This is a genomic window from Bacillus sp. 005/A4HT-01/001, from assembly GCF_004634445.1.
Classification (GTDB): domain Bacteria; phylum Bacillota; class Bacilli; order Bacillales; family Bacillaceae; genus Bacillus; species Bacillus altitudinis.
On the sequence record NZ_SEIZ01000003.1, the window covers coordinates 433,129 to 456,950 of the forward strand.

At 40.9% G+C, this 23,822-nt stretch carries 23 protein-coding genes; 20 read left to right on the top strand and 3 right to left on the bottom strand.

Going from position 1 to position 23,822, the window contains the following annotated elements; all coding sequences use genetic code 11:
* Nucleotides 1-30 precede the first annotated feature (30 nt).
* The 3 genes from ES896_RS11915 to coaD all read left to right on the top strand — a co-directional run bounded on the left by ES896_RS11915 (nucleotide 31) and on the right by coaD (nucleotide 1,659).
* The gene (locus ES896_RS11915; protein ID WP_008345023.1) at nucleotides 31-303 is read left to right on the top strand and encodes a YlbG family protein; all 273 of its coding nucleotides are present in this window, start codon (nucleotides 31-33) and stop codon (nucleotides 301-303) included.
* A 312-nt stretch (nucleotides 304-615) separates the two neighbouring features.
* Complete coding sequence (gene rsmD, locus ES896_RS11920; RefSeq protein WP_007499805.1) at nucleotides 616-1,173, top strand: 16S rRNA (guanine(966)-N(2))-methyltransferase RsmD; 558 nt, start codon at nucleotides 616-618, stop codon at nucleotides 1,171-1,173.
* Nucleotides 1,174-1,176: 3 nt separating this feature from the next.
* Nucleotides 1,177-1,659, top strand: a complete 483-nt coding sequence (coaD, locus tag ES896_RS11925; protein ID WP_007499803.1) for a pantetheine-phosphate adenylyltransferase — start codon at nucleotides 1,177-1,179, stop codon at nucleotides 1,657-1,659.
* Between the two features lie 13 nt (nucleotides 1,660-1,672).
* Here the strand turns inward: coaD and ylbJ are convergent, their stop codons facing one another.
* Nucleotides 1,673-2,881 carry a sporulation integral membrane protein YlbJ gene (gene ylbJ, locus ES896_RS11930; protein ID WP_108611209.1) on the bottom strand — a complete coding sequence of 403 codons (1,209 nt, stop codon included), beginning with the start codon at nucleotides 2,879-2,881 and terminating at the stop codon, nucleotides 1,673-1,675.
* Nucleotides 2,882-3,037: 156 nt separating this feature from the next.
* Between ylbJ and ES896_RS11935 the strand changes: the two genes are divergently transcribed.
* Nucleotides 3,038-3,817 carry a patatin-like phospholipase family protein gene (locus ES896_RS11935; RefSeq protein WP_017367186.1) on the top strand — a complete coding sequence of 260 codons (780 nt, stop codon included), beginning with the start codon at nucleotides 3,038-3,040 and terminating at the stop codon, nucleotides 3,815-3,817.
* A 4-nt stretch (nucleotides 3,818-3,821) separates the two neighbouring features.
* Nucleotides 3,822-4,850, top strand: coding sequence for a SepM family pheromone-processing serine protease (locus ES896_RS11940; RefSeq protein ID WP_017359372.1), 1,029 nt, complete (start codon nucleotides 3,822-3,824; stop codon nucleotides 4,848-4,850).
* Between the two features lie 33 nt (nucleotides 4,851-4,883).
* Here ES896_RS11940 and ES896_RS11945 read toward each other — a convergent pair whose 3' ends face one another.
* Nucleotides 4,884-6,131: a nucleotidyltransferase gene (locus tag ES896_RS11945; protein ID WP_369126728.1), complete on the bottom strand. Its 1,248-nt coding sequence runs from the start codon at nucleotides 6,129-6,131 to the stop codon at nucleotides 4,884-4,886.
* A gap of 206 nt (nucleotides 6,132-6,337) precedes the next feature.
* On the opposite strand from ES896_RS11945, the gene ES896_RS11950 reads away from it, so the two are divergent.
* The 3 genes from ES896_RS11950 (at nucleotide 6,338) to gerR (ending at nucleotide 7,729) form a co-directional block, all read left to right on the top strand.
* Entirely contained in the window at nucleotides 6,338-6,856 is a 519-nt protein-coding gene (locus ES896_RS11950) for a YceD family protein (RefSeq protein WP_008345010.1), read from the top strand.
* A gap of 21 nt (nucleotides 6,857-6,877) precedes the next feature.
* Nucleotides 6,878-7,051, top strand: a complete 174-nt coding sequence (gene rpmF / locus ES896_RS11955) for a 50S ribosomal protein L32 (RefSeq protein WP_008354700.1) — start codon at nucleotides 6,878-6,880, stop codon at nucleotides 7,049-7,051.
* Nucleotides 7,052-7,189: 138 nt separating this feature from the next.
* Nucleotides 7,190-7,729 carry a sporulation-specific transcriptional regulator GerR gene (gene gerR / locus ES896_RS11960; RefSeq protein ID WP_017359370.1) on the top strand — a complete coding sequence of 180 codons (540 nt, stop codon included), beginning with the start codon at nucleotides 7,190-7,192 and terminating at the stop codon, nucleotides 7,727-7,729.
* Between the two features lie 53 nt (nucleotides 7,730-7,782).
* On the opposite strand, the gene ES896_RS11965 is transcribed toward gerR, so the two are convergent.
* Nucleotides 7,783-8,262 (bottom strand): N-acetyltransferase, encoded by a 480-nt coding sequence (locus ES896_RS11965; protein WP_007499784.1) that lies wholly within the window; start codon nucleotides 8,260-8,262, stop codon nucleotides 7,783-7,785.
* 210 nt (nucleotides 8,263-8,472) lie between these two features.
* Here ES896_RS11965 and ES896_RS11970 point away from each other — a divergent pair, with 210 nt between their 5' ends.
* The 12 genes from ES896_RS11970 (at nucleotide 8,473) to murG (ending at nucleotide 23,803) form a co-directional block, all read left to right on the top strand.
* Complete coding sequence (locus ES896_RS11970) at nucleotides 8,473-9,366, top strand: 2-dehydropantoate 2-reductase (protein ID WP_048002856.1); 894 nt, start codon at nucleotides 8,473-8,475, stop codon at nucleotides 9,364-9,366.
* Nucleotides 9,367-9,431: 65 nt separating this feature from the next.
* A complete protein-coding gene (gene bshC / locus ES896_RS11975) occupies nucleotides 9,432-11,051 on the top strand; it encodes a bacillithiol biosynthesis cysteine-adding enzyme BshC (protein WP_135226831.1) in 1,620 nt (539 codons plus the stop codon).
* A gap of 127 nt (nucleotides 11,052-11,178) precedes the next feature.
* Nucleotides 11,179-11,610, top strand: coding sequence for a division/cell wall cluster transcriptional repressor MraZ (gene mraZ / locus ES896_RS11980; protein WP_003211163.1), 432 nt, complete (start codon nucleotides 11,179-11,181; stop codon nucleotides 11,608-11,610).
* 66 nt (nucleotides 11,611-11,676) lie between these two features.
* Nucleotides 11,677-12,609 (top strand): 16S rRNA (cytosine(1402)-N(4))-methyltransferase RsmH, encoded by a 933-nt coding sequence (gene rsmH, locus ES896_RS11985; protein WP_007499781.1) that lies wholly within the window; start codon nucleotides 11,677-11,679, stop codon nucleotides 12,607-12,609.
* 36 nt (nucleotides 12,610-12,645) lie between these two features.
* On the top strand, nucleotides 12,646-12,993 hold the full coding sequence (gene ftsL, locus ES896_RS11990; RefSeq protein WP_008344998.1) for a cell division protein FtsL: 348 nt from the start codon (nucleotides 12,646-12,648) through the stop codon (nucleotides 12,991-12,993).
* A gap of 7 nt (nucleotides 12,994-13,000) precedes the next feature.
* Complete coding sequence (locus ES896_RS11995; RefSeq protein ID WP_035392642.1) at nucleotides 13,001-15,151, top strand: penicillin-binding protein; 2,151 nt, start codon at nucleotides 13,001-13,003, stop codon at nucleotides 15,149-15,151.
* A 125-nt stretch (nucleotides 15,152-15,276) separates the two neighbouring features.
* Complete coding sequence (locus ES896_RS12005) at nucleotides 15,277-17,196, top strand: stage V sporulation protein D (protein WP_017359366.1); 1,920 nt, start codon at nucleotides 15,277-15,279, stop codon at nucleotides 17,194-17,196.
* Between the two features lie 211 nt (nucleotides 17,197-17,407).
* Nucleotides 17,408-18,883, top strand: a complete 1,476-nt coding sequence (locus ES896_RS12010) for a UDP-N-acetylmuramoyl-L-alanyl-D-glutamate--2,6-diaminopimelate ligase (protein WP_007499773.1) — start codon at nucleotides 17,408-17,410, stop codon at nucleotides 18,881-18,883.
* Nucleotides 18,884-19,019: 136 nt separating this feature from the next.
* The gene (gene mraY, locus ES896_RS12015; RefSeq protein WP_007499771.1) at nucleotides 19,020-19,994 is read left to right on the top strand and encodes a phospho-N-acetylmuramoyl-pentapeptide-transferase; all 975 of its coding nucleotides are present in this window, start codon (nucleotides 19,020-19,022) and stop codon (nucleotides 19,992-19,994) included.
* A 9-nt stretch (nucleotides 19,995-20,003) separates the two neighbouring features.
* Nucleotides 20,004-21,350 carry a UDP-N-acetylmuramoyl-L-alanine--D-glutamate ligase gene (gene murD / locus ES896_RS12020; protein ID WP_370648319.1) on the top strand — a complete coding sequence of 449 codons (1,347 nt, stop codon included), beginning with the start codon at nucleotides 20,004-20,006 and terminating at the stop codon, nucleotides 21,348-21,350.
* Nucleotides 21,351-21,409: 59 nt separating this feature from the next.
* Nucleotides 21,410-22,510: a stage V sporulation protein E gene (gene spoVE, locus ES896_RS12025; protein WP_007499768.1), complete on the top strand. Its 1,101-nt coding sequence runs from the start codon at nucleotides 21,410-21,412 to the stop codon at nucleotides 22,508-22,510.
* Between the two features lie 198 nt (nucleotides 22,511-22,708).
* On the top strand, nucleotides 22,709-23,803 hold the full coding sequence (gene murG / locus ES896_RS12030) for an undecaprenyldiphospho-muramoylpentapeptide beta-N-acetylglucosaminyltransferase (protein ID WP_008344982.1): 1,095 nt from the start codon (nucleotides 22,709-22,711) through the stop codon (nucleotides 23,801-23,803).
* Nucleotides 23,804-23,822: the final 19 nt, after the last annotated feature.

Genomic DNA, 23,822 nt, shown 5'->3' on the forward strand with positions numbered 1-23,822 from the left:
GGAAAGAATTGAAAAGCGGCAGGTGAAAAGATGGATACCAAACGTCAAGGGATGGTCGTTTGGCTGCATTCGTTAAAGCAGTCAAAAGCGCTAAGGAAATTTGGGAATGTTCACTATATTTCAAGGAAAATGAAATATGCAGTGATTTATTGTGATATGAATGATCTTGAGCGCCACATGGCAAAGCTCAGTTCATTGCCATTTGTGAAACGTGTTGAGCCTTCCTATAAACCTTTTATTAAATTAGAGTACGAATCGAAATTGGACAAAGCAAAAGAGTATGACTATAAGGTGGGCTTTTAAAGACACAAAAAAACCCCCGCGGCATCACCCGCGGGGTCCTTCTATTCTTAATGATTCATTAAGGAGAAGGCAAAGGGAGAGGAGAAACCGGAGGAAGAACTTATGGGGAAACGTAAGTCTTCTCCGCGGTTGGCAACAGCACCACATCAGATGCTGTTAACAGTAGTATGACCCTCTCTTTTGTGATCTATACATAGAAAATGAATGGAATTCAGTGCATTGTCCCATGTGGAGTGGATATGGTAAGATAATGTTGAATTTTTTGTCATCAAACAATATTCAATAGATGCAAGCAGAAAAAGTGGTGGAAAAATGAGAGTGATTTCTGGAACAAAAAAAGGCCGCACGCTGAAAGCCGTACCTGGCCAATCAACAAGACCAACAACAGATAAAGTAAAAGAATCCATTTTTAATATGATTGGACCGTATTTTGATGGGGGATGGGCCCTTGATTTATTTGCTGGAAGTGGTGGTTTAGGTATTGAAGCGCTTTCTAGAGGGTTCGATCATTGTATATTTGTGGATCGAGATATGAAGGCGATTCAGACGATTAAAGGCAACTTGAATCAATTGTCGCTGATGGATCAAAGTGAAGTGTTTCGAAATGATGCAAACCGTGCACTCGCTGCTGTAGTGAAGCGAGAAGAATCTTTTCAAGCCATCTTCCTTGATCCGCCGTATAAAGATCAAAAGTTGAAAGCACTTCTTGATACGATTGATGAGCATTCCTTATTAGCAGATGATGGCGTCATTGTGTGTGAGCACGATAAAGATGTGACACTGCCAGAGGAAGCAGGACAGCTACATATCTCAAGGCAGGAAATGTACGGAATGACTGGCATTACGATCTATAGAAAGCGGGGAAATTAAAGCATGGGGAATATAGCCGTTTGTCCGGGTAGCTTCGATCCAGTCACATTGGGCCATTTGGATATTATCAAAAGAGGGGCAAAGATTTTTGATGAAGTATATGTGTGCGTCCTTAATAACTCGTCAAAAAAGCCGCTTTTTACTGTTGAAGAGCGATGTGAACTCATTCGTCAAGCAACAAAGGAGCTACCAAATATCAAAGTGGAATCCTTTCATGGACTGCTCGTTGATTATGCGAAACAAAAAGAGGCGAAAGTCATTTTACGCGGACTTAGAGCGGTGACGGACTTTGAATACGAAATGCAAGGGACATCAATGAACAAAGTGTTGAATGATGACATTGAAACGTTCTTTATGATGACGAATAATCAATACTCCTTCTTAAGTTCAAGCATTGTTAAAGAAGTAGCGAAGTATCATGGATCAGTCAAAGAGCTTGTACCGCAAGAGGTCGAAGCTGCGCTGAAAGAAAAATTTAATGGATGAGTGCATTGTGCACTCATCCATTTTTTAATTTCTGATAATAGAGCGCAATATACACGATCAGACTGAACAAGGTGATGAGAGGACCAGCAGATACAAGCTGATTCCATAACAAGCTGCTAAACATCACGACTTGCTCGCTTGTTTCAAATGCCCCTGCTGGAAGCGCCATGTCTGCTTTAGAGACATAAAGGGGTTTGAATAACAGAAAGGCAAAGACGGCTGCGTAAATACCGTGAAGCAAACGGGCGAAGAAAAACGGTTTAAAGCGTATATCGGTTGCTGCCAAAATGCCGGCTACCTGAGCTTGAACGGAGAATCCGCTAAATCCTAAAATAAAGCTGACCACAATTGTTTTAGCGAGCAGGGAAACCTCTTGTGATCCTGTGAGCTGACTTCCTAATGTGATTTCAAATAGACCCGCAATCATGGCTAGATCTAATTCCGGCGGAAGGTGCATCGTTTTCAGTATAGAGCCGATCCCGATAGAGAGAAGATCTGTTACATGAACGACAGCGAGCATTTGACTAAAGACAGAAAATAAAATGATAAAGCCGCCAATCATAAAGAGCGTTTGAACAGATGACATGACAGCGTCACTTAATATTTGGCCAAGTGGTCTTTTTTCTGCGAGTCTTGCCGTATGAAGAGCGCTGAATGCTTCTCGAATTGGAGGCAATAAAAATCCTTTTCGGCTTCTGAGGTGCGCATCATGACGTGCTTTATATCCGCGCATCGTCACCCCAACCGCGAGATTTCCTAAATAATGTGCACAGGCTAACACAATGCCTAAAGCTGGGTGATGAAAAAATCCTACAGCCACTGCTCCAAAAATGAACAAAGGGTTTGAAGAATTGGTAAATGACACAAGGCGTTCTGCTTCAATTCTTGTCAGCTGTCCTTCCTGCCGAAGTCTTGTCGTCAATTTAGCGCCAGAAGGAAAACCAGAGGCCATTCCCATCGCTAGTACAAATCCGCCGACACCAGGCACCCGAAAGATAGGCCGCATAAATGGCTCTAATAATACGCCGACAAATCTGACAATCCCGAAACTGATTAATAGCTCGGACAAAATAAAAAAAGGTAGCAGCGATGGAAAAACCACTTCCCACCACATTGCAAGTCCATTTTTCGATGCTTGCAAAGAGGCTTGTGGATGTGTAATCACAGTGGCTGTTAAAAAGATAAAAAAAGCAGCGATGAACAGAGTGTTCCATTTTTTCATGGAGATGTCGCCCCTTGCCGTTATAATCTATTGGCGAGCTCGTGATTAAAGAAAAAGAGATGCTAGCCGAGCCTGTCTTCTATTACTATACGATGAGAAGGGGCATGTTTAGACCTATAGATTCGTATATATGCATAGAAAGAGGAGGGTGGATTCATGAAACGACCGATTATCGGGCTTGCGCTGGGCTCCGGGGGTGCCAGAGGGATGGCGCATATCGGGGTTTTATCTAGTCTTGAGAAACAAGGAATTCAGGTGGATATGATCGCAGGAAGCAGTATTGGTGCTCTTGTGGGGAGCTTTTATGCAGCAGGACAAGACGTAGAAAAAATGAAAAAACTTGCACTTGTCTTCAGAAGAAAGTATTATGCTGACTATACACTGCCAAAAATCGGTCTGTTAAAAGGAAATCGAATTTTGCAGCTGATTCACACGTTTACATATGGGAAGAATATTGAAGAAATGCGCGTGCCTCTTGCGATTGTCGCCTGTGACCTTCAGACAGGGGAGAAGGTTGTGTTCAAAGAAGGGTCTGTCTCACAAGCAGTCAGGGCAAGCATTAGCATTCCGGGTGTGTTTGTTCCGCATGAAATAGGCGGCAGGCAATTGGTGGATGGAGCGGTAGTGGACCGCATTCCAGTCTCTGTTCTCAAAGAAATGGGAGCAGATCTCATTATCGCCTCTGATGTATCAAGGGTGAAAAAAACAGAAAAGGCAACGAGATTATCGGATGTCATTATGCAAAGTTTGGACATCCTTCAAAATGAATTGGTTCGTCACCAAACCATTCATGCAGATCTCATGATTCGGCCGAAGCTCGAGACCTTTAGCTCTAGTGCGTTTACACAGGTTCAAGAAATGATTGAAGCAGGTGAACTCGCCGCCGACCAACTAAAAGGAAAACTGAAAGATGTCATTGATAAATGGGAGTGTTAATCGAATGAAAAAATTAAATATTCGCTGGCTCAGCTTTTTTGCTGTTGTTCTAGTCTTATTTGGCTTAACTTTTGTGAAACTGCCCTATTACGTCACAAAGCCAGGTGATGCAACAGAAATTGCGCCACACATTCAAGTAGACGGAGGATATGGCGAGAAGGGGAGCTTTTCTCTTATGACCATTAAAGTAGGTCCAGCCAATCCATATACGTATTTGCTTGCAAAAATGAACAAGTATGACGAAATCGTTCCAGAAGAAAATATTAAAGCGGACGGAGAGTCTGATGAGGATTATATGAAACGGCAGCTGCAGCTCATGAAAAGTTCTCAAGAAAATGCGATGATTGCCGCTTATACAAAAGCGGGAAAAAAAGTAGATTATACGTTTAATGGGGTATATGCGAGCTATGTGATGAAAGGAATGCCTGCATATGGGAAGATTGAAGTTGGTGATAAGATCAAAAGTGTCGACGGCCATACATACGAGTCAGCAGATAAAATGGTTTCGTATATCAGCAGTAAAAAAGCAGGCACGACTGTCCGTTTTGTACTTGAACGTAATGGCAAAGAAATCACGCAGAACGTGACGTTAAAACCATTTAAAGAAGAGCCAAAACGAGTGGGAATTGGCGTATCATTATTTACAGACCGTCATGTGAAAGTGTCTCCTTCTGTGAAAGTGGATATTGAAAACATCGGCGGTCCATCAGCTGGTTTAATGATGTCACTTGAAATTTACAATCAGCTGACAAAAGAAGATGAAACACACGGCTATGCGATCGCAGGAACTGGAACGATTGATGCAGATGGTACAGTCGGACCGATTGGTGGAATTGATCAAAAGGTTGTTGCAGCAGACAAAGCAGGGAAAGACATCTTCTTTGCACCGAATGATAAAGGTGACCCAAACTCTGACTACAAAAATGCAGTCAAAACAGCAAAAGATATTAAAAGTGATATGAAAATCGTTCCTGTGGATACCATGCAGGACGCACTAAACTATTTAAACAAATTAAAAGAGAAAGCATCATAAAAAAGAGCAGCCTGACTTGCAGGCTGCTTTTTTCTATCGAGATGAAAAGAGTCCGCTCTCTTCATCATATCGAATCGGTGATGTTTTAAACTCTGCTTTTGTTAACTCTGTTTGCATGGGTTCACAGATGGGAAGGCTGAACACCCTTGAAGCGCGAATATCAAGATCAAGGGCGGGATGTGAAAAGGAAGACAGTTTACTCACAAGTGGTACATCCAACTCTTTTTTTACAAGAGACAAGTACTGTTGTCCTTTCCTTGTCATTCCAAGTAAACGAATATAGGGCGCTTTTTTCTCTTCAAGCAGCTCGTGCATCGTCTTTTTCTTCACGTTCATTAATAGATGCGTATTCATCCGCTGTAACCTTGTCCACGTATATCGTTTTGTTTTGACAAGTGATAGATACTCCTCGTAGGAAGACGCATGTGTCATGGCTTTTTGCATGCGGTGTTCAATGCCTTCTTCAATTTCATAGATGCCCTCTAGTTCACTCGTATCCATTGTATGAAAAACATGTTTCAGAAAGCGAAAATAGGCTTCTTGCGTATGTAAAAGACCATATGAAGAATGATAGTCGTGTAATTGCTTTAAAGTAGCGTCCGGGAGGTAGGGCGTGACTGCTTGAAATGAGCTCTGTTCTTTTAATGCTTTTCGGATACTTGTGGCGCTTGCGATTTTTTGGTTGTCAGGCAGTTCTTCATCATGATAATCAGATGCAATTCTTTGAGACGTAAAAGGCTGCATGTGAGGAGCTCTCTCTAAGATGGCTTTAACATAATGAAAGCCTAAAATGTTATTTGGTTTGGACAAATCCAGTAAGTGTTCAGAATGAATGGCCTCTTGAAACGCACCTGCTGCGGCGGCGGGATAACTAAGGCCTTCTTTCACCTTTTCTTTTGTTAAAAGATCAATCTCTGCCTTTTTTTCATGCCAAGCGTGTGCTGTGCGCTCAAATGCGTTGATCTCTCCATCCTCACTGCCGAAAAAAAGAGAATGGCATTTTAATGCATCAAGGATGGACACAGCGCCATTGGCGAAGGTTTCTGCCTTTTGTACGGCATATATGTATGGAAGCTCACACACAATGTCTACGCCGTTTTGCAGTGCCATTTTTGTGCGTGCCCATTTTGAGACGATGGCAGGCTCCCCGCGCTGGAGGAAAGAACCGCTCATGACGGCAATGGCAACATCTGAGGAGGTTTGTTTTTTCGCCTGATTCACATGATAGGCATGCCCATAATGAAATGGATTGTACTCGACAACGACTCCCACTGCTTTCAATAGATGTTCCGCCTTTCTTGCTATGGTTAAATGGTCTGTGCTACAGTAGCATAAGGGAAAAATGAAGACCATTTTTTTCAGTTTAGGCATTCCGAGAACTGATGTCAAACAGCCCTTTGACGTCATGAAGGACTGTAAAGAAAAAATATTGACAAATAGCATGATGAAAGCTATAATCATGTTTGTTGCTCTTAGAGGTGATACAATTGAAATGGACAGTTTATCAGTTACATCAAAAAGCTAAAAACAGCTTCGATTTTCATGAGACGGTTGACTTAAATGAACTTACTAGCCTTCATTCAGATATACGTCGTATTTCACCAGTAGAGGTGAAAGGGACTGGAGTGATCGAATCAAAGCAAGTCGCATTTGATTTAACCATCACAGGTGAAATGACATTGCCTTGTTCAAGAACGCTTGTTGATGTAAATTATCCATTTGCGATTTCAACAAAAGAACTATTTGTACTTCATAAGACAGACGATATAGAAGATGAAGACGTATCTGTTGTAGAAGACGATATCATCGACTTAACGCCTATAGTCAAGGAAGAAATTCTTCTTGAAGTGCCCATGCAAATCTTTTGCGACCAAGCTGACGTAAAAGGTGCTGCACCACAGGAAGGGAATGACTGGGCGGTCATTTCGGAAGATGCACATCAAAACCGAATTGATCCTCGTCTGGAAGGCTTGAAGAAGCTCTTAGAAGAAAATAATGAATCTTAACTCTTTAAGGAGGTGGGAATAATGGCTGTACCTTTTAGAAGAACTTCTAAAATGAAAAAAAGATTGCGTCGTACGCATTTCAAACTACAAGTACCTGGTATGGTAGCTTGCCCAGAATGCGGTGAAATGAAAATTTCTCATCGTGTCTGCAAATCTTGCGGAACATACAAAGGCAAAGACGTAAAAAGCAACTAATGCTTGATAAAAAAACGTGAGGGAATCTTCCCTTGCGTTTTTTTATTGATCTATTTTTTAGGTTTCTCTCCTGCAAATAGTCTATCTACTCTAGTAAGCGCATATGATGTGGTATTCAGATTCAGGGGGGATGATGAGTTGACGATTACACGGCAGGACGCATGGACACAAGATGAAGATTTACTTTTAGCAGAAGTTGTCTTAAGGCATATCCGAGATGGCGGTACCCAGCTTTCAGCATTTGAAGAGGTTGGAAAAGCATTGTCAAGAACAGCAGCAGCATGTGGATTCAGGTGGAATTCTTACGTCAGAAAGCAGTACCAGGCGGGCATTGAGCTTGCCAAAAAACAGCGAAAAGAACTGCGTAAAAAAATTGGTATCCATTCTTCGGGTTTACCGCAGCATGCGTTCACCATAGAGGAGAAGGCATCTTCTGATCAGACTGAACTGACGCTTCGAGAAGTAATTCGGTTTCTAGAGCAGCTTGAGAAAGAACCATCTGGTCCAGCTTATTTACGGGAGGAGCTTAAAGATGCACAGCATCAATTAAAATCACTCACCGAAGAAAATGAACAGCTGAAACGTCAATTAAAAATGACAGAAGAAGATTACCGGGCACTTATTGGTATTGTTGAAAGAGTCAAACAGAATATCAGCTTAAAAGATTACGCAAAATAAGAAAACGCCCCTCACAGATGGAAAGAGGGGCGTTTTCTTATTGATTAAAATGATTAAGCGGACTCACCTGTGTTCTTTTGAATATGTGCAGGCTCCCAAATGAGTGGGTTTTCTCCTTTATCGCGTTCCATATCATATTTCACCGCTTCAAAGCCCATTTTATCCCAAAAACCGGCAGATTTGACGCGTGGATTCGTTCGAATTGGAAGGCCGAAAGATTTTGCGAAATCAACAAGTGCTTCGCCGTATCCTTTACGCTGATATCCTGGCAGCACTTCTAGCTTCCACAGCTCTAGATAATCATGATTATGGTCAAAATACGTCGTCGTCGAGCCATCTACTTGATAGAGGCTCATACGTGCCACAAGCTTATCTCCAAAGTAAATCCCATAAAATGGAGAGTTGCTGTCATTTTCAATCATATTACTTTCTAGGTCTTCAAGCATGGAAAGTTCTTGTATGCCATATTCCTTAAATTGTTTAAATTCCTCTAATGTTTTGTAGTTAATCAGAAGACGTTTTACTTGTGTCATGTGATCTTCCCCCTTACACACATAATGTCGACAGTGATGTCATTGAAGGCGTTTTCATCCCATCCGCCTAAAAAAGTTTTTACACTTATTATTATAGTTTTTTAATTAAAAAAATTCAATCATAGCGCGTTATCTGCTTTTTGCATCGTAGCACGAAACTGGTAAAATAGTTGATAACATGAAGTAAACAGAAAAAGGGAAGTGCGGCAATTGAAAATTGGAATCATTGGCGGTGGTGCGATTGGTCTGCTTTGTGCTAGTTATTTATCAGAGCATCATGACATTACCGTCTTTACAAGAAGAAAACAGCAGGCAGAAGAAATTCGAGCATTAGGAATCGAACGAATGGTAAGAGGGGAAACCATTCAATCAGCTGTTGGGGCCGATACGGGAGTCAAAGGAATATTTGATTTGCTGATTGTGACAGTGAAGTATCATCACCTGCAAGATGTTCTAAGTGAATTATCAGGACTGCCTCGTCAGCGGATCTTATTTTTGCAGAACGGAATGGCCCACTTATTCGATTTAAAGAACTGGAAAACGGCACATCAGTTATATATTGGTGTAGTAGAGCATGGCGCAATGAAGGTGTCTGATCGCGCAGTAAACCATACAGGAATGGGTGTCATCAAGTGGGGAGCATTTCTGCATGAGGAAAAAGGACCTATGAGTAGTGAACTGTCAACGGGCGATTTTCAAATGGTTTATACAGATGAATGGAAGAAAGTACTGGAGGAAAAACTGCTCGTCAATGTGTGTATTAATCCGTTGACGGCTTTATTACATGTGAATAATGGGGAATTGGTATCGAACCCGTCATATGAACATATGATGACATGTGCATTTGAAGAAGCGGTTTCCATTCTAGGGTTGCCTGAGAAAGATCGTCTATGGGCTCATGTGGAATCAATTTGCCATCAAACGGCTGCCAATCAATCGTCGATGCTGCAAGATATCGTCAAAGGCCGCCAAACTGAAAGAAAAGCAATCATTGGCTACCTTTTAAAAAAAGCTCAAGGTCAAGGGATGACGCCGCCATTCCTCACTTTCTTGAATAGAAGCTTGGAAGTATTGGAAAAAAAGCAAACAAAATCTTTTGAGTGAGCTCATTTACATGCTATACTTTTTTCGGGAAACTAACTATTTATTGAAGAAAGGAAGTTCTAAACATGCAATTGACTGAACTTTCCATCCGAAGTCAGAATTTATTCATACGTGATTATATAGAAGAAAAAAAAGAGATGACTGCTTTTTTTGATTATGATATACATTCTGAGCACACATGGAAAAAGAGATACGACGATCTCATGGAAAGGAGCTTCCCGCGCGAGGCTTTAGCGGATTATATGAGCGCATATCATGCAAAATTTGATTCGGCTGCGATGCGTGAGAATATTGAGAAGATCCGTGATGAACGGAGCGTCATGGTGGTTGGAGGACAGCAGGCAGGCTTACTGGCAGGTCCGCTTTATACCATACATAAAATCATTTCCATTATTCAGTTTGCCAAAGAAAAAGAATCAGAGCTTGGCGTTCCTGTTATTCCGGTCTTTTGGGTAGCGGGTGAAGATCACGACGTAGACGAAATTAACTTTGTGTACACGTCTGGCGAAAAAGGCCCAGTCAAACAAAAGCTTCCATTACATCATGTGAAAAAAACAGCTGCGAAAAGAACACCTCTTCACCAAGAGAAAACAGAGAGATGGCTTCGTGATGTATTTTCAACCTATGAGGAATCTGCTTACACCAATGACTTGTTTGATCAGCTTCTTCGATGTTTACGCAAATCAGAAACGTTTACTGATTTCTTTGAGTGGATTGTTTGCGATCTATTTGAAGAAGATGGACTCCTGTTATTGAATTCAGGAGACTTCGGCGTGAAGCCACTTGAACGTACGTTATTCAAGCAAATTGTGGAGTCGAGTGATGCGATCGTGGCTCGCTTAAATAACACGCAGGCTGCCATGAAACAAGCGGGGTATCAGCCGATTATTGAAGCTGGTGACCATCAAGCCAACTTGTTTTACGAATATGATGATGAACGTTTCCTCATTGAACAAGAGAATGGCCAATTTTCTATATCTGAAGTGGGGCTTACTTGGACAAAAGATGAGCTTTTGCAGGAAGTCGAGGAGCACCCAGAGCGGTTTAGCAATAATGTGGTGACCCGTCCATTGATGCAGGAAGCCCTTCTTCCAACGCTTGCTTTTATGGCTGGACACGGTGAAGTGAACTATTGGGGTGAGCTGAAAGGCATCTTCGAGTACTTCGATGTCAAAATGGCACCCGTTCTTCCAAGACTGCACGTCACCATTCTTGAAAGGCATATTGATAAGAAGCTGCCAATAAGAGAATTGTCGGTTGAAGAGGTGCTGACAAAAGGCGTGAAAGAAAAGAAGGATGCGCACTTTCAGCAAAGTCTTCCAGACAGCTTCGTTCAATCAGTTCAACATGCCAAACGTGAATTAGCGAATGTTCACGAGGCAATGAGACAAGAAGCGCTAGAGATCGAACCAAGCTTTGAACAGCTATTAGATAAAAATGCCAAATTTATAGAAGACCAGCTTCAATTTGTTTATCAAAAGGTTGCAAAGCGTGTGGAAGAGAAGGAAGGATACATCCTTCGAGATTTTGAACGGATTGAAAATAGTTTAAAACCACTCGAAGCACCACAAGAAAGAATTTGGAATATCATGTACTTTTTAAACAAATATGGTCCAGAATTCTTCAAAACGTTCAAAAATCTGCCATTTTCATTTCAAAACAAGCAACAAATTGTCAAACTTTGAAATAAAGTTTTAATGAACCCTGACTAGTTCAGGGTTTTTTTTTATGTAGAAACAGTGTAAAATAAGTTTTGTGGAGAGATGTGGTGGATAGTGGAGAGTATGGGTGAGAAAGTGGGGCTCTGATATCATGTTCATGGGTGAATACCAACATACGATTGATACAAAAGGGCGCATGATCATCCCTGCTAAATTTAGAGACGGTCTCGGAGAACAGTTTGTGCTGACGAGAGGGCTTGATCAATGTTTATTTGGCTACCCTATGAGTGAGTGGAAACTAATTGAAGAGAAACTCAAAGCACTGCCGCTAACGAAAAAAGATGCACGTGCGTTTACCCGGTTCTTCTTCTCCGGCGCAGTTGAATGTGATCTGGACAAGCAGGGGCGCATTAACATCGCATCCAACCTACTCCAATATGCAAAACTCGAAAAAGAATGTGTGGTCATCGGCGTTTCAAATCGAATTGAGTTGTGGAGTAAGTCGATCTGGGAACAATATACAGAAGAGCAAGAAGATTCTTTTGCTGAAATTGCTGAAAACATGATTGGATTTGATATATAATAATCCCTTGTGCAGCAAGCTTTCTACACATTCATTTCTATTTGAAAAAGGTGGGACCATATCATCATGTTTCAACATGAGACAGTATTATTAAAAGAAACAGTTGACGGTTTAAACGTCAAAGAAGACGGTACATATGTGGACTGCACGCTAGGCGGCGCAGGTCATAGCTCATATTTACTATCTCAATTATCAGAAAAAGGTACATTGATTGGGTTTGATCAAGACGATGCTGCACTGGATCATGCACGAGAGAAGCTCGCACATGTTAAAGCGAACATTCTTTTCATAAAAAGCAACTTCCGATATTTAAAAGAACGTCTGAATGAACAAGGAATTACAAGCGTAGACGGTGTGATTTTTGATCTTGGGGTTTCATCACCTCAGCTTGACACACCAGAGAGAGGCTTTAGTTATCACCATGATGCACCTCTTGACATGCGAATGGATCAAACCGCTGCTTTGTCAGCAAAACAAGTGGTGAATGAATGGCCATTTGAAGATCTAGTTCGGATTTTCTACAAATATGGGGAAGAAAAATTCAGCAAGCAAATCGCACGCAAAATTGAAGAAGCTAGAAAAAAAGCGCCAATTGAAACAACAGGTGAGCTTGTCGACATTATTAAAGAAGGAATTCCCGCACCTGCAAGACGAAAAGGCGGACATCCAGCGAAAAGAGTGTTTCAAGCGATCCGAATTGCCGTAAATGACGAATTGAAAGTATTTGAAGAAGCACTAGAACAAGCAATAGAGTTACTCAATCCGAAGGGGAGAATTTCTGTCATTACATTCCATTCACTTGAAGATCGGATCTGTAAAAGTACATTTAAAGAAATGTCTTCTCTTCCAGAACTTCCGCACGGACTACCAGTGATTCCAGAAGGACTTGAACCAAAACTGAAGCTGATCACGAGAAAACCAATCGTTGCATCAGAACAAGAGCTGGAATATAACAACCGTGCCCGTTCAGCGAAGCTCCGAATTGCAGAAAAAAAGTAAACGACACCATAGATGATGATAAAAAGGAGGTTTCTTATGAGTAATTTGGCTTACCAAAGAGAAGTAAAGCAACATCAAACCGAGCAGCAAGGTCAATCGGTTGTGATTAGAAGAAGAGGTTCTATTACACTTGGTGAAAAAATCTTACTTGTCATGTTTGTCATGGCTCTCATGTGCAGCTCGATCCTCATCATTTCGAAAGCCTTTGCTGTTTATCACGCAAATATCGAAGTGCAGAAGCTAGAACAGCAAGTGTCTTTAGAATCGAAAAAGATCACTGAACTGCAAAAGGAAAAAGACTTACTAAGTGAACCAGAGAGAATCATTGAAGCCGCTAAAAAAGCGGGCTTAAGCATATCGAAAGATGTTAAGAAGGTCGATTAACATGGCGATGCCTAAAAAGAATAAAATGATGAACAGAGGCGCGGCAATTGCGAGTATTTGCTTCGCCCTGTTTTTCTTTATCATCCTTGCACGTTTTATTTATATTCAGATTACGGGAACCGTCGATGGACAAGTGTTAGCTGCAAAAGCCAATGAACAATATCAATCGAAAAAAACACTTGAAGCCAAAAGAGGGTCCATTTTAGACAGAAACGGAAATGTGATTGCGGAAGATACATCTGTGTATAAGCTGATTGCAATCATGAGCAAGAAAATGACGGTCGATCTAAAGCATCCGATGCATGTCGTTGACAAAGAAAAAACAGCAAAAGAGCTGTCAAAGGTCATTGATATGAGTGAGAGTGAAATTTTAAAGCGTCTGAATACAAAGGATGCATTCCAAGTCGAGTTTGGTAAAGCCGGAAAGGATATTAGTTTTTCAACAAAGGAAAAAATTGAAAAGCTAAAACTTCCTGGGATCGCCTTTGAAAAAGATACAAAGAGGTATTATCCAAACGGCATGTTTGCTTCGAACTTAATCGGTTATGCTAGATTAGATGAAGCAACGAAGGACATGTCAGGCGCAATGGGTCTAGAAAAGGCTCTGAATAAATATCTGAAAGAAAAAGATGGCTATGTAACATATAACAGCGACAGAAGCGGATGGGCACTTCCGAATAGTAAAGAAGACATCGTTGCCCCGAAAGACGGGAAAAACGTCACGCTGACCATCGACCAAAAAATTCAAGCATTTCTTGAAGAAAGTATGACGCAGGTCGCTAAAAAATATAAGCCGAAGAAAATCATTGCGACAGTCGTTGATCCGAAAACTGGAAGAGTTCTTGCAATGGGACAGCGGCCAAGCTTTAATTTAAATGAACTCGACATTACGAACTATAACAACGATGTCATTTCTTACGCATTTGAACCAGGTTCAACGATGAAAATTTTTACACTCGCTGCTGCTATCCAAGAAGGAGTGTACCAAGGCAGTGACAAGTATCAGTCTGGTACTTATAAAGTAGGCGGCGGTCTTGTAAGAGACCATAACAACGGAAATGGCTGGGGGAAAATTGATTTTCATGAAGGTGTTCTACGTTCTTCAAACGTAGCTTTTGCGAAACTGGCAAAAGAAAAGCTAGGTTTCACACGCTACGAACAATACTTACAAAAATTCCATTTCTATGACAAAACAGGCATAGATTTGCCGAACGAAGCGTCTAGTAAAATCAATTTCAGATACGAATATGACAAAGCATCGACTGCTTATGGTCAGGCGTCCGCGATTACCCCAATTCAGCAAATTGAAGCGGCGACAGCCATTGCAAACGGTGGAACGATGATGAAGCCATATGTAATCGATCATATTACAGACCCGAACACAAACAAAACAATTTTACAGCACGAACCAACAGTGGCAGGAAAACCAATTTCTTCTGATACAGCGAAGCAAGTCCGTGACATTTTAGGTGAGGTCGTTTCCTCAAAAATTGGCACAGGACAGCCATATCAAATCAAAGGTTTTGATGTCGCTGGGAAAACGGGCACAGGACAAATTGGCGGTGCTGGCGGCTACCTTCAAGGGAGAAACGATTACGTCTTTTCATTTATGGGAATGGCACCAAAAGATGATCCGAAGCTACTCGTTTATGTGGCTGTCCAACAGCCTCAGCTATCTGAAACACAAACAGGCTCTGCCCCTGTTTCAGAAATCTTTAACCCTGTGATGAAAAATAGTTTGCTTTATTTAAATATCGCACCAACAAAAACAGACGATAAAAAATCTGGCAAACAGAAAATAAAACAAGAAACAATGCCATCATTCCTAGATTTAGAAGTGAAACAGGCAGAAACAGAAGCAAAAAACAAAAAGTTATCACCTGTTGTCATTGGTGACGGTCTATCCATTAAACGCCAATGGCCAAATGCGGGCTCTGAATTCTCTGAAAGCCAGAAAGTCTTTTTGAAAACAGCAGGGAAAACCATTAAAATGCCTGATATGACAGGCTGGTCCAGAAGGGAAGTTCTTCAATATGCGTCTATTTCAGGTGTGCATATTGAAACAAATGGACAGGGATATGCTGTCAAACAAAGCGTGAAAAGTGGAGCGGAGATTTCAGATAAAGTCGTCACAGTGACCTTCAAAAGTCCAAATTAACTTGAAAACCTAGCAAATCATTTGCTAGGTTTTTTTCTTTTGCTTGAGCGATGGACGAGATCGTTCTATAAAAAGACGAGCCTGCATATGATGAAAACAAGCCATATGTAAGGAGTGAACCGGGCGTGCGAGTGTCAAGTGTAACAGTGAGAAAACGATTGCTTTTCGTGCTGCTGTTTGGGGTGATCATTTTTTTCATCATAGATACTAGATTAGGATATGTGCAGTTTATTATGGGCGAGAAGCTGACAAGTTTAGCGAAAGATTCATGGAGCCGTAACCTCCCATTTGAACCAGAACGAGGAGATATTTTGGATCGAAATGGGGTGGAGCTGGCGACGAACAAAAGTGCTCCCTCTATTTTAGTCGTGCCACGGCAGGTGAAAGACCCAGCAGAAACAAGCAAAAAATTAGCAGCAGTGCTGAATATGTCTGAGGAGAAAGCGTACAAGCATGTCACCAAGAAAACGTCTATAGAACGAATTTCCCCAGAGGGGAGAAAAGTATCTCATGAAAAAGCAAAAGAAGTCAGAGAGCTTGATTTAGATGGAGTCTATGTAGCAGAGGACAGCATCAGACATTACCCGTTTGGAAGTTTCTTATCTCATGTATTAGGTTTTGCTGGAATTGATAATCAAGGCTTACTTGGGCTAGAAGCGTACTATGATGATGACCTAAAAGGTGAAAAAGGCTCTGTGAAATTTTATTCTGATGCAAAAGGGCAGAAAATGCCAGATGAAGCAGATGATTATACACCGCCTAAAGATGGGCTTGATATGAAATTAACCGTTGATTCAAAAGTACAAACCATCATCGAACGAGAACTAGACAATGCTCAGGCAAAATATAACCCAGATGGCATGATTGCCATTGCCATGAATCCGAAAAATGGTGAGGTTCTGGGAATGTCGAGCAGACCTGACTTTGATCCGGCTGACTATCAATCAGTTGATTCAAAAGTATTTAACCGAAACTTACCGGTGTGGAGCACATATGAGCCAGGATCGACGTTTAAAATCATTACACTGGCAGCTGCCCTGGAAGAAAATAAAGTAAATTTAAAACGTGATCATTTTTTTGACAGCGGATCTGTGACAGTGGATGGCGCAAGGCTCAGATGCTGGAAAAAGGGAGGACATGGATCACAGTCGTTTCTAGAAGTGGTACAAAACTCTTGTAACCCAGGATTTGTCGAGCTAGGCGACCGTCTTGGAAAAGATAAACTATTTTCTTATATTAAAAATTTCGGCTTTGGTCAAAAGACAGGAATCGACCTTCAAGGAGAAGGTAGAGGAATTTTGTTCCCGCTTGATCGTGTTGGTCCTGTAGAACAGGCAACAACAGCATTTGGTCAAGGTGTATCTGTTACGCCGATTCAACAAGTAGCTGCAGTGGCAGCCGCAGTAAATGGAGGAACGCTTTACACGCCGTATATTGCAAAAGAATGGATCGATCCAATTACAAAAGAGGTAGTGAAAAAGCAATCACCAATTGCCAAGAAGAAAGTCATTTCAGCGGAGACGTCTAAAGAAATCAGGTATGCCCTTGAAAGTGTAGTCGCTCAAGGAACTGGTCGGAATGCATTCGTTGAAGGATATCGGGTGGGCGGAAAAACAGGAACAGCACAGAAAGTAAAAGACGGAAAGTACATGGAAAATAACCACATTGTGTCATTTATCGGGTTTGCACCTGCGGATGATCCAAGCATTGTTGTATATGTAGCAGTAGATAACCCAAAAGGCACGATTCAATTTGGTGGGACAGTAGCAGCACCTATTGTGGGCCATATTATGCGAGACAGTCTGCCTGAAATGGGCGTGAAAAAAAGAAAAGGACAAATTGAAAAGAAGTATCAATGGCTGGACACAAAAACCATTGAGGTACCGAATCTTGTAGGAGGATCTGTTTCTGACCTTGAATCACTCCTGATTAATCTAAAGATTGATGCTTCAGGAACTGGCAGTAAAGTGGTGAAGCAATCGCCTGCTGCCGGCACAAAGGTCAAAGAAGGTTCCACGATCCGATTATACTTAAATGATGAATAATAAAGAATGAACAGAGGGTAGCCGCACTCATTCGGCTGCCTCTTTTTGTTGAAACATAAGGGTCGCTTTAAAAAAAGAGCATAAAGTGTGCTTTTTCCAAGAGAAACTTAAGGAATACGCTGGATGTATCCTTTTTTTTACGATAAAATATAGACTGTGTGTTTTTTTCACAAGACATGCACGTGAACGAATTTGAGAGGTTTGATATGAAATGAAATTACAAGAACTCCTTACATACTTTAAAAGTGAAAACAATGAACTGATAAACGAAAATCCGGAGATTACTTCCATTGAAATGGATTCAAGAGAAGTGAAAAAAGGGAGTCTTTTTGTCTGTATAAAAGGCTATACAGTAGATGGACATGATTACGCTGAAAAAGCAGTGAAAAGCGGGGCTGCAGCGATTGTAGCAGAACACCCACTTCACATAACAGATGTACCAGTCATTATTGTAAAACACTCTCAAAGAGCACTTGCAAGAATAGCAGATGCTTTTTACGAACAGCCAACTCATCAACTCAATCTAATTGGTATTACAGGAACGAACGGGAAAACGTCCACAACACACATGATTGAGCAAATCATGAGAAAAGCCGATAAAAAAACAGGTTTAATCGGTACGATGTATATGAAGGTAAACGATGAAATTCTCGAAGTGAAAAACACAACACCTGAGAGTGTCACCCTTCAGAAGACCTTTAAGCAGATGCTTGATCAAGACGTAGATACGGCCATTATGGAAGTATCATCACATGCTTTGCATCTTGGGCGTGTTCATGGATGTGATTATGATATTGCCGTCTTTACAAATCTTACCCAAGATCATTTGGACTACCACAACACAATGGAAGAATATAAACATGCAAAAAGCTTGCTCTTTTCCCAGCTCGGAAGTGCCTTTCAGCACGATAAGCCGAAGCATGCCATTTTAAATGCAGATGATGAAGCGTCTAGTTATTTTGAAAAAGTCACAGCTGCTGAAATTATGACGTATGGCTTAGAGCAAGAAGCAGATGTAATGGCAAAGAACATTCAAATCAAACCAAAGGGAACACAATTTGATTTGATTACCCCAATCGGCACAAAAAACGTGACGGTTGCCCTTATTGGAAAATTCAATGTGTATAACATTCTAGCAGCTGTATCAGTAGGAATTGTATCAGGCTTAACGTTTGAAACGATCGTTAGTGCCATTGAAGAACTTGAGGGAGTCAAAGGAAGATTCGAACTTGTGAATTTTGATCAAGACTTCCCAGTCATCGTTGATTATGCACACACACCTGACAGTTTAGAAAATGTACTGACTACGTGCAGAGAATTAACAGAAGGTAGAATTTTCTGTGTAGTTGGCTGCGGGGGCGACCGTGATAAAACCAAGCGCCCTCAGATGGCCCAAATCGCTGTGAAATATGCAGATGAGCCTGTTTTTACATCAGATAATCCAAGAAGTGAAGATCCATCAGCCATTTTGAAAGACATGGAAAATGGCGTGCCAAACGCCTATTATCACAGCTTTGTGAACCGGAAACAGGCCATCTTTTTTGCCATTGCCAATGCAAAAAAGGGCGATACAGTCTTAATAGCTGGAAAAGGGCATGAGACGTACCAAATCATTGGTGATCAAGTCTATGACTTTGATGATGCCAAGGTGGCAGCGGACGCTATTTTAGATCTAAACAAATCTTAAAAATGATGAAAAGAGTGTAATGAAATGAAGCATTTTGTACAAAAACAACATACGAAAGACACGAATGAATATCATAATAATGAATGCTATTTTCTAATGGAAAACGGCTTTGGAAATTCGGAAGGAGTAAAGAACAATGCTTGAACAGGTGATATTGTTTACAATCATAATGGGATTTTTAATCAGTGTTCTTTTATCCCCGATTTTTATTCCGTTTTTAAGAAGACTTAAATTTGGTCAAAGTATTAGAGAAGAAGGACCTCAGTCTCACCAAAAGAAATCTGGTACCCCAACAATGGGTGGAATTATGATTATCTTTTCTATTACAATTACAACGATCGTGATGATTAACAAATTCTCTGAGATTAGTCCAGAAATGTTTTTATTGTTATTTGTCACCCTTGGCTACGGATTATTAGGATTTTTAGATGATTATATTAAAGTAGCGATGAAGCGAAATCTTGGCTTAACATCGAAACAAAAACTGATCGGGCAAATTGTGATTGCTGTGATTTTCTATGCAGTCTTCCATTATTATGAGTTTGCAACGACTATTCGCATTCCAGGAACAGATGTCAGCTTTGACTTAGGATGGGCATACTTTATCCTCGTCGTTTTCATGCTTGTCGGTGGTTCTAATGCGGTAAACCTTACGGATGGACTTGATGGTTTATTATCTGGAACAGCTGCTATTGCATTCGGAGCTTTTGCTATATTGGCTTGGAATCAATCTCAGTATGATGTTGCGATCTTTTCGGTAGCAGTAGCAGGCGCTGTCCTTGGGTTCCTTGTCTTTAATGCGCATCCTGCAAAAGTATTTATGGGTGATACGGGATCGCTTGCTTTAGGCGGTGCCATAGTGGCCATTGCCATTTTAACGAAACTTGAGATTTTACTCGTCATTATTGGAGGAGTATTTGTTGTTGAAACGTTATCCGTTATCCTTCAAGTCATCTCCTTCAAAACAACTGGAAAAAGAATCTTTAAGATGAGCCCGCTTCACCACCACTATGAGTTAGTTGGCTGGTCTGAGTGGAGAGTAGTTGTCACCTTCTGGACAGCTGGTTTATTGCTTGCTGTTTTAGGAATTTACATCGAGGTGTGGTTATAATTGAATAGGATGCAAATGTTAAAAGACGAACATGTACTAGTACTAGGCCTTGCAAAAAGCGGATATGCGGCAGCCTCAATTCTTCACGAGCACGGAATAAACGTGACGGTCAATGACCAAAAAGCTTTTGAAGAAAACGAGCCTGCTCAGTTACTTTCTGAAAAGGGGATTGATGTCATTTGTGGCAGTCATCCTCTTCGTGTGTTCGACGATAAAGAAATTACGATTTTAATTAAGAACCCTGGAATTCCTTATGAGAATGTGATGGTCCAAGAGGCGCTTCGCCGAAAAATTCCAGTTTGGACTGAAATAGAATTGGCGTATCATTTGACCTCATCTCCTTTTATTGGGATTACCGGATCAAATGGAAAAACGACCACGACTACTTTGATTTATGAAATGTTGAAAAAAGACAGCCAAAAAACATTGGTAGCAGGTAATATCGGAACGGTCGCAAGTGAAGTTGCCGCGCGTGCAGCGGGCGATGAATGGATCGTAACTGAGCTCTCTTCATTTCAGTTAATGGGAACCGTTGAATTCAGACCTAAAATCAGCTTAATATTAAATATTTTTGACGCACATTTAGACTATCATCACACGCGTGAAGAATACGAAAAAGCAAAACAGAAAGTGTATGCACATCAACTGGAAGATGACATAGCTGTGGTTAACCTAGATGATCCATCTGTTGTCAAACTAGCAGAAGATTCGAAAGCGCAAAAAGTGTTTTTCTCAGTTAAAGAGCCGGTAGCACATGGAGCGTTTATTAAAGATGGTGCCATCTACTATATGAATGAACATGTCATTGACCTAAAGGATGTTGTTCTTCCTGGTGAGCATAACCAAGAAAATATTCTAGCAGCTATTTGTGTTGTAAAAAATGCAGGCTGCTCAAACGAAGCGATTGCACAAGTTCTTACTACATTTAGTGGAGTGAAGCATCGTTTGCAATTTGTGGAGACGATTCAAAATAGAAAATTTTATAATGACAGTAAAGCGACCAATATACTGGCAACAAGTAAAGCTTTGTCTGCCTTCAAGCAGCCGACCATTTTACTAGCAGGTGGACTGGATCGTGGCAATGAATTTGATGAATTAAAACCTTTTATGAAGAATGTAAAAGGAATGATTACATTTGGTGAGACTGCGCCTAAGTTTGTGAAGCTTGGTGAAGAACTGGGAATACATCACGTAAAACATGTCGATAATGTTGAACAAGCAGTACCTGCGGCGTTTAGCATATCTGAAGAAGAAGACGTGATTTTATTGTCTCCGGCTTGTGCAAGTTGGGATCAGCATAAAACATTTGAAGAACGTGGAGACATGTTTGTAAACGCCGTGCATATGCTTAAATAAGGGCTTGTCTCTCATATGACTGACAGCCCAAATGAAATTATGCTTGGGGTGTCGGTCTCTTGACGAATAAGAAAACTTCTCCGGATTTTTTGCTTGTTGTCATTACGTTACTTTTATTGACGATTGGTTTAATTATGGTGTACAGCGCAAGTGCTGTGTGGGCATCGTATAAATTTGATGATTCGTTTTATTTTGCAAAAAGACAGCTTTTGTTTGCCGGAATCGGAGTTATCGCAATGTTTTTCATTATGCGGGTCGATTATTGGACGTGGCGGACTTGGTCAAAGATACTGATTGCAGTGTGTTTTCTCCTCCTCGTGCTTGTCTTGATTCCTGGTATCGGTATGGAGAGAAATGGTTCAAGAAGCTGGATTGGTGTCGGTGCGTTTAGTATTCAGCCCTCTGAATTTATGAAGCTTGCGATGATTGCGTTTCTTGCAAAATTCTTATCTGAAAAACAAAAGAATATCACATCCTTTCGTAAAGGTTTCGCCCCAGCACTAGGCATTGTGTTTTCTGCATTTGCCATCATTATGCTGCAGCCGGACCTAGGTACAGGAACGGTTATGGTTGGAACCTGTATTATTATGATATTTGTTTCAGGTGCGAGAATCGCTCACTTTATCTTTCTCGGTCTTTTAGGGCTTAGCGGATTTGCCGCACTTGTCTTATCAGCACCCTATCGAATAAAACGAATTACATCTTATTTAAATCCTTGGGAGGATCCACTTGGCAGCGGGTTTCAAATTATTCAATCGTTATACGCTGTCGGTCCAGGCGGCCTGTTTGGAATGGGGCTAGGTCAAAGTAGACAAAAATTCTTCTATTTGCCTGAGCCTCAAACAGACTTTATCTTTGCTATATTGTCTGAAGAACTTGGATTTATAGGTGGATCACTCATTTTGCTGCTCTTTAGTGTTCTATTGTGGAGAGGCATTAGAATAGCCCTCGGGGCACCAGATTTATATGGAAGTTTCTTGGCAGTGGGCATCATCTCAATGGTTGCCATTCAAGTAATGATTAATATCGCAGTTGTCACTGGCCTCATCCCTGTGACGGGCATCACACTCCCATTCTTAAGTTATGGCGGTTCATCACTGACATTAATGCTGATGGCAATTGGCGTACTTTTGAATGTAAGCAGGTATGCTAGATATTAATGTGCTGATAGTTCATGAAACCATATAGACTTTTATTTTGCAAAAGTATGAAAAAATGATTTGAAGAGTGAAAATGGCAGTTTCTGTTTCGAAAACATGATGATTGACTCTTCTTTACAGGTTTTGACGGAGCCCTGTTGTTTAAAACAGGGTTTATACTTTGTTCAGAGCAGAAAAAAATTGAGGGGAAATGGTATAATGCGTATAGTTATTAGTGGAGGCGGAACAGGCGGGCATATTTATCCTGCTCTAGCTTTTATTAAAGAAGTGAAAAGACTGCATCCTGATGTGGAATTTTTATATATTGGCACTGAGAACGGGCTTGAAAAGAAAATTGTAGAAAGAGAAAATATCCCATTTAAATCAATTGAAATTTCAGGTTTTAAAAGAAAGCTTTCCTTTGATAATGTAAAAACAGTGATGAGGTTTCTAAAGGGCGTCCAAAAAAGTAAATCTTATTTAAAAGAATTTAAGCCGGATGCAGTTATTGGAACAGGTGGTTATGTGTGTGGTCCTGTTGTTTATGCTGCGTCTAAGCTAAAAATCCCGACGATCATTCACGAACAAAATAGCCTGCCAGGCATCACAAATAAGTTTCTGGCACGATATGTGAATAAAGTAGCCATCTGTTTTGAAGAAGCAAAGGAACACTTTCCTTCAGAAAAGGTTGTTTTTACGGGAAACCCAAGAGCCTCTGAAGTCGTCTCTATTAAAGAGGGAAAATCTCTTAAAGAGTTCGGGCTGGATGAGAAGAAAAAAACGGTTCTCATTTTTGGCGGGAGCAGAGGTGCAGCTCCAATCAATAAAGCAGTGATTGACATGCAAGATGAATTAAAGGCAAAGAACTATCAGCTTTTATATATTACAGGTGAGGTTCATTATGAAAAAGTGCTGAACGAATTAAAAGAAAAAGGTGAAGCGCCGAATATGATCACAAAGCCTTTCTTGCATCAAATGCCGGAGTATTTAAAATCAATTGATGTCATTGTTGCAAGAGCGGGAGCCACAACGATTGCTGAAGTGACGGCACTTGGAATTCCGACCATCTTCATTCCGAGTCCATACGTGACCGCAAATCATCAGGAAATTAACGCAAGATCACTTGAAAAACATGATGCTGCGATCGTTTTAAGAGAATCAGAGCTTTCTGGAGATCGCTTGCTTCATGCAATTGATGAAATTGCTGGTAATGACGAGAAACTACATCAAATGAGCCGTTTAACAAAAGAACTCGGAGTACCAGATGCGGCCACACGTTTATATAATGTGTTAAAAGAAATTACGACTTCATGATGAATGATATGAGGTAAGG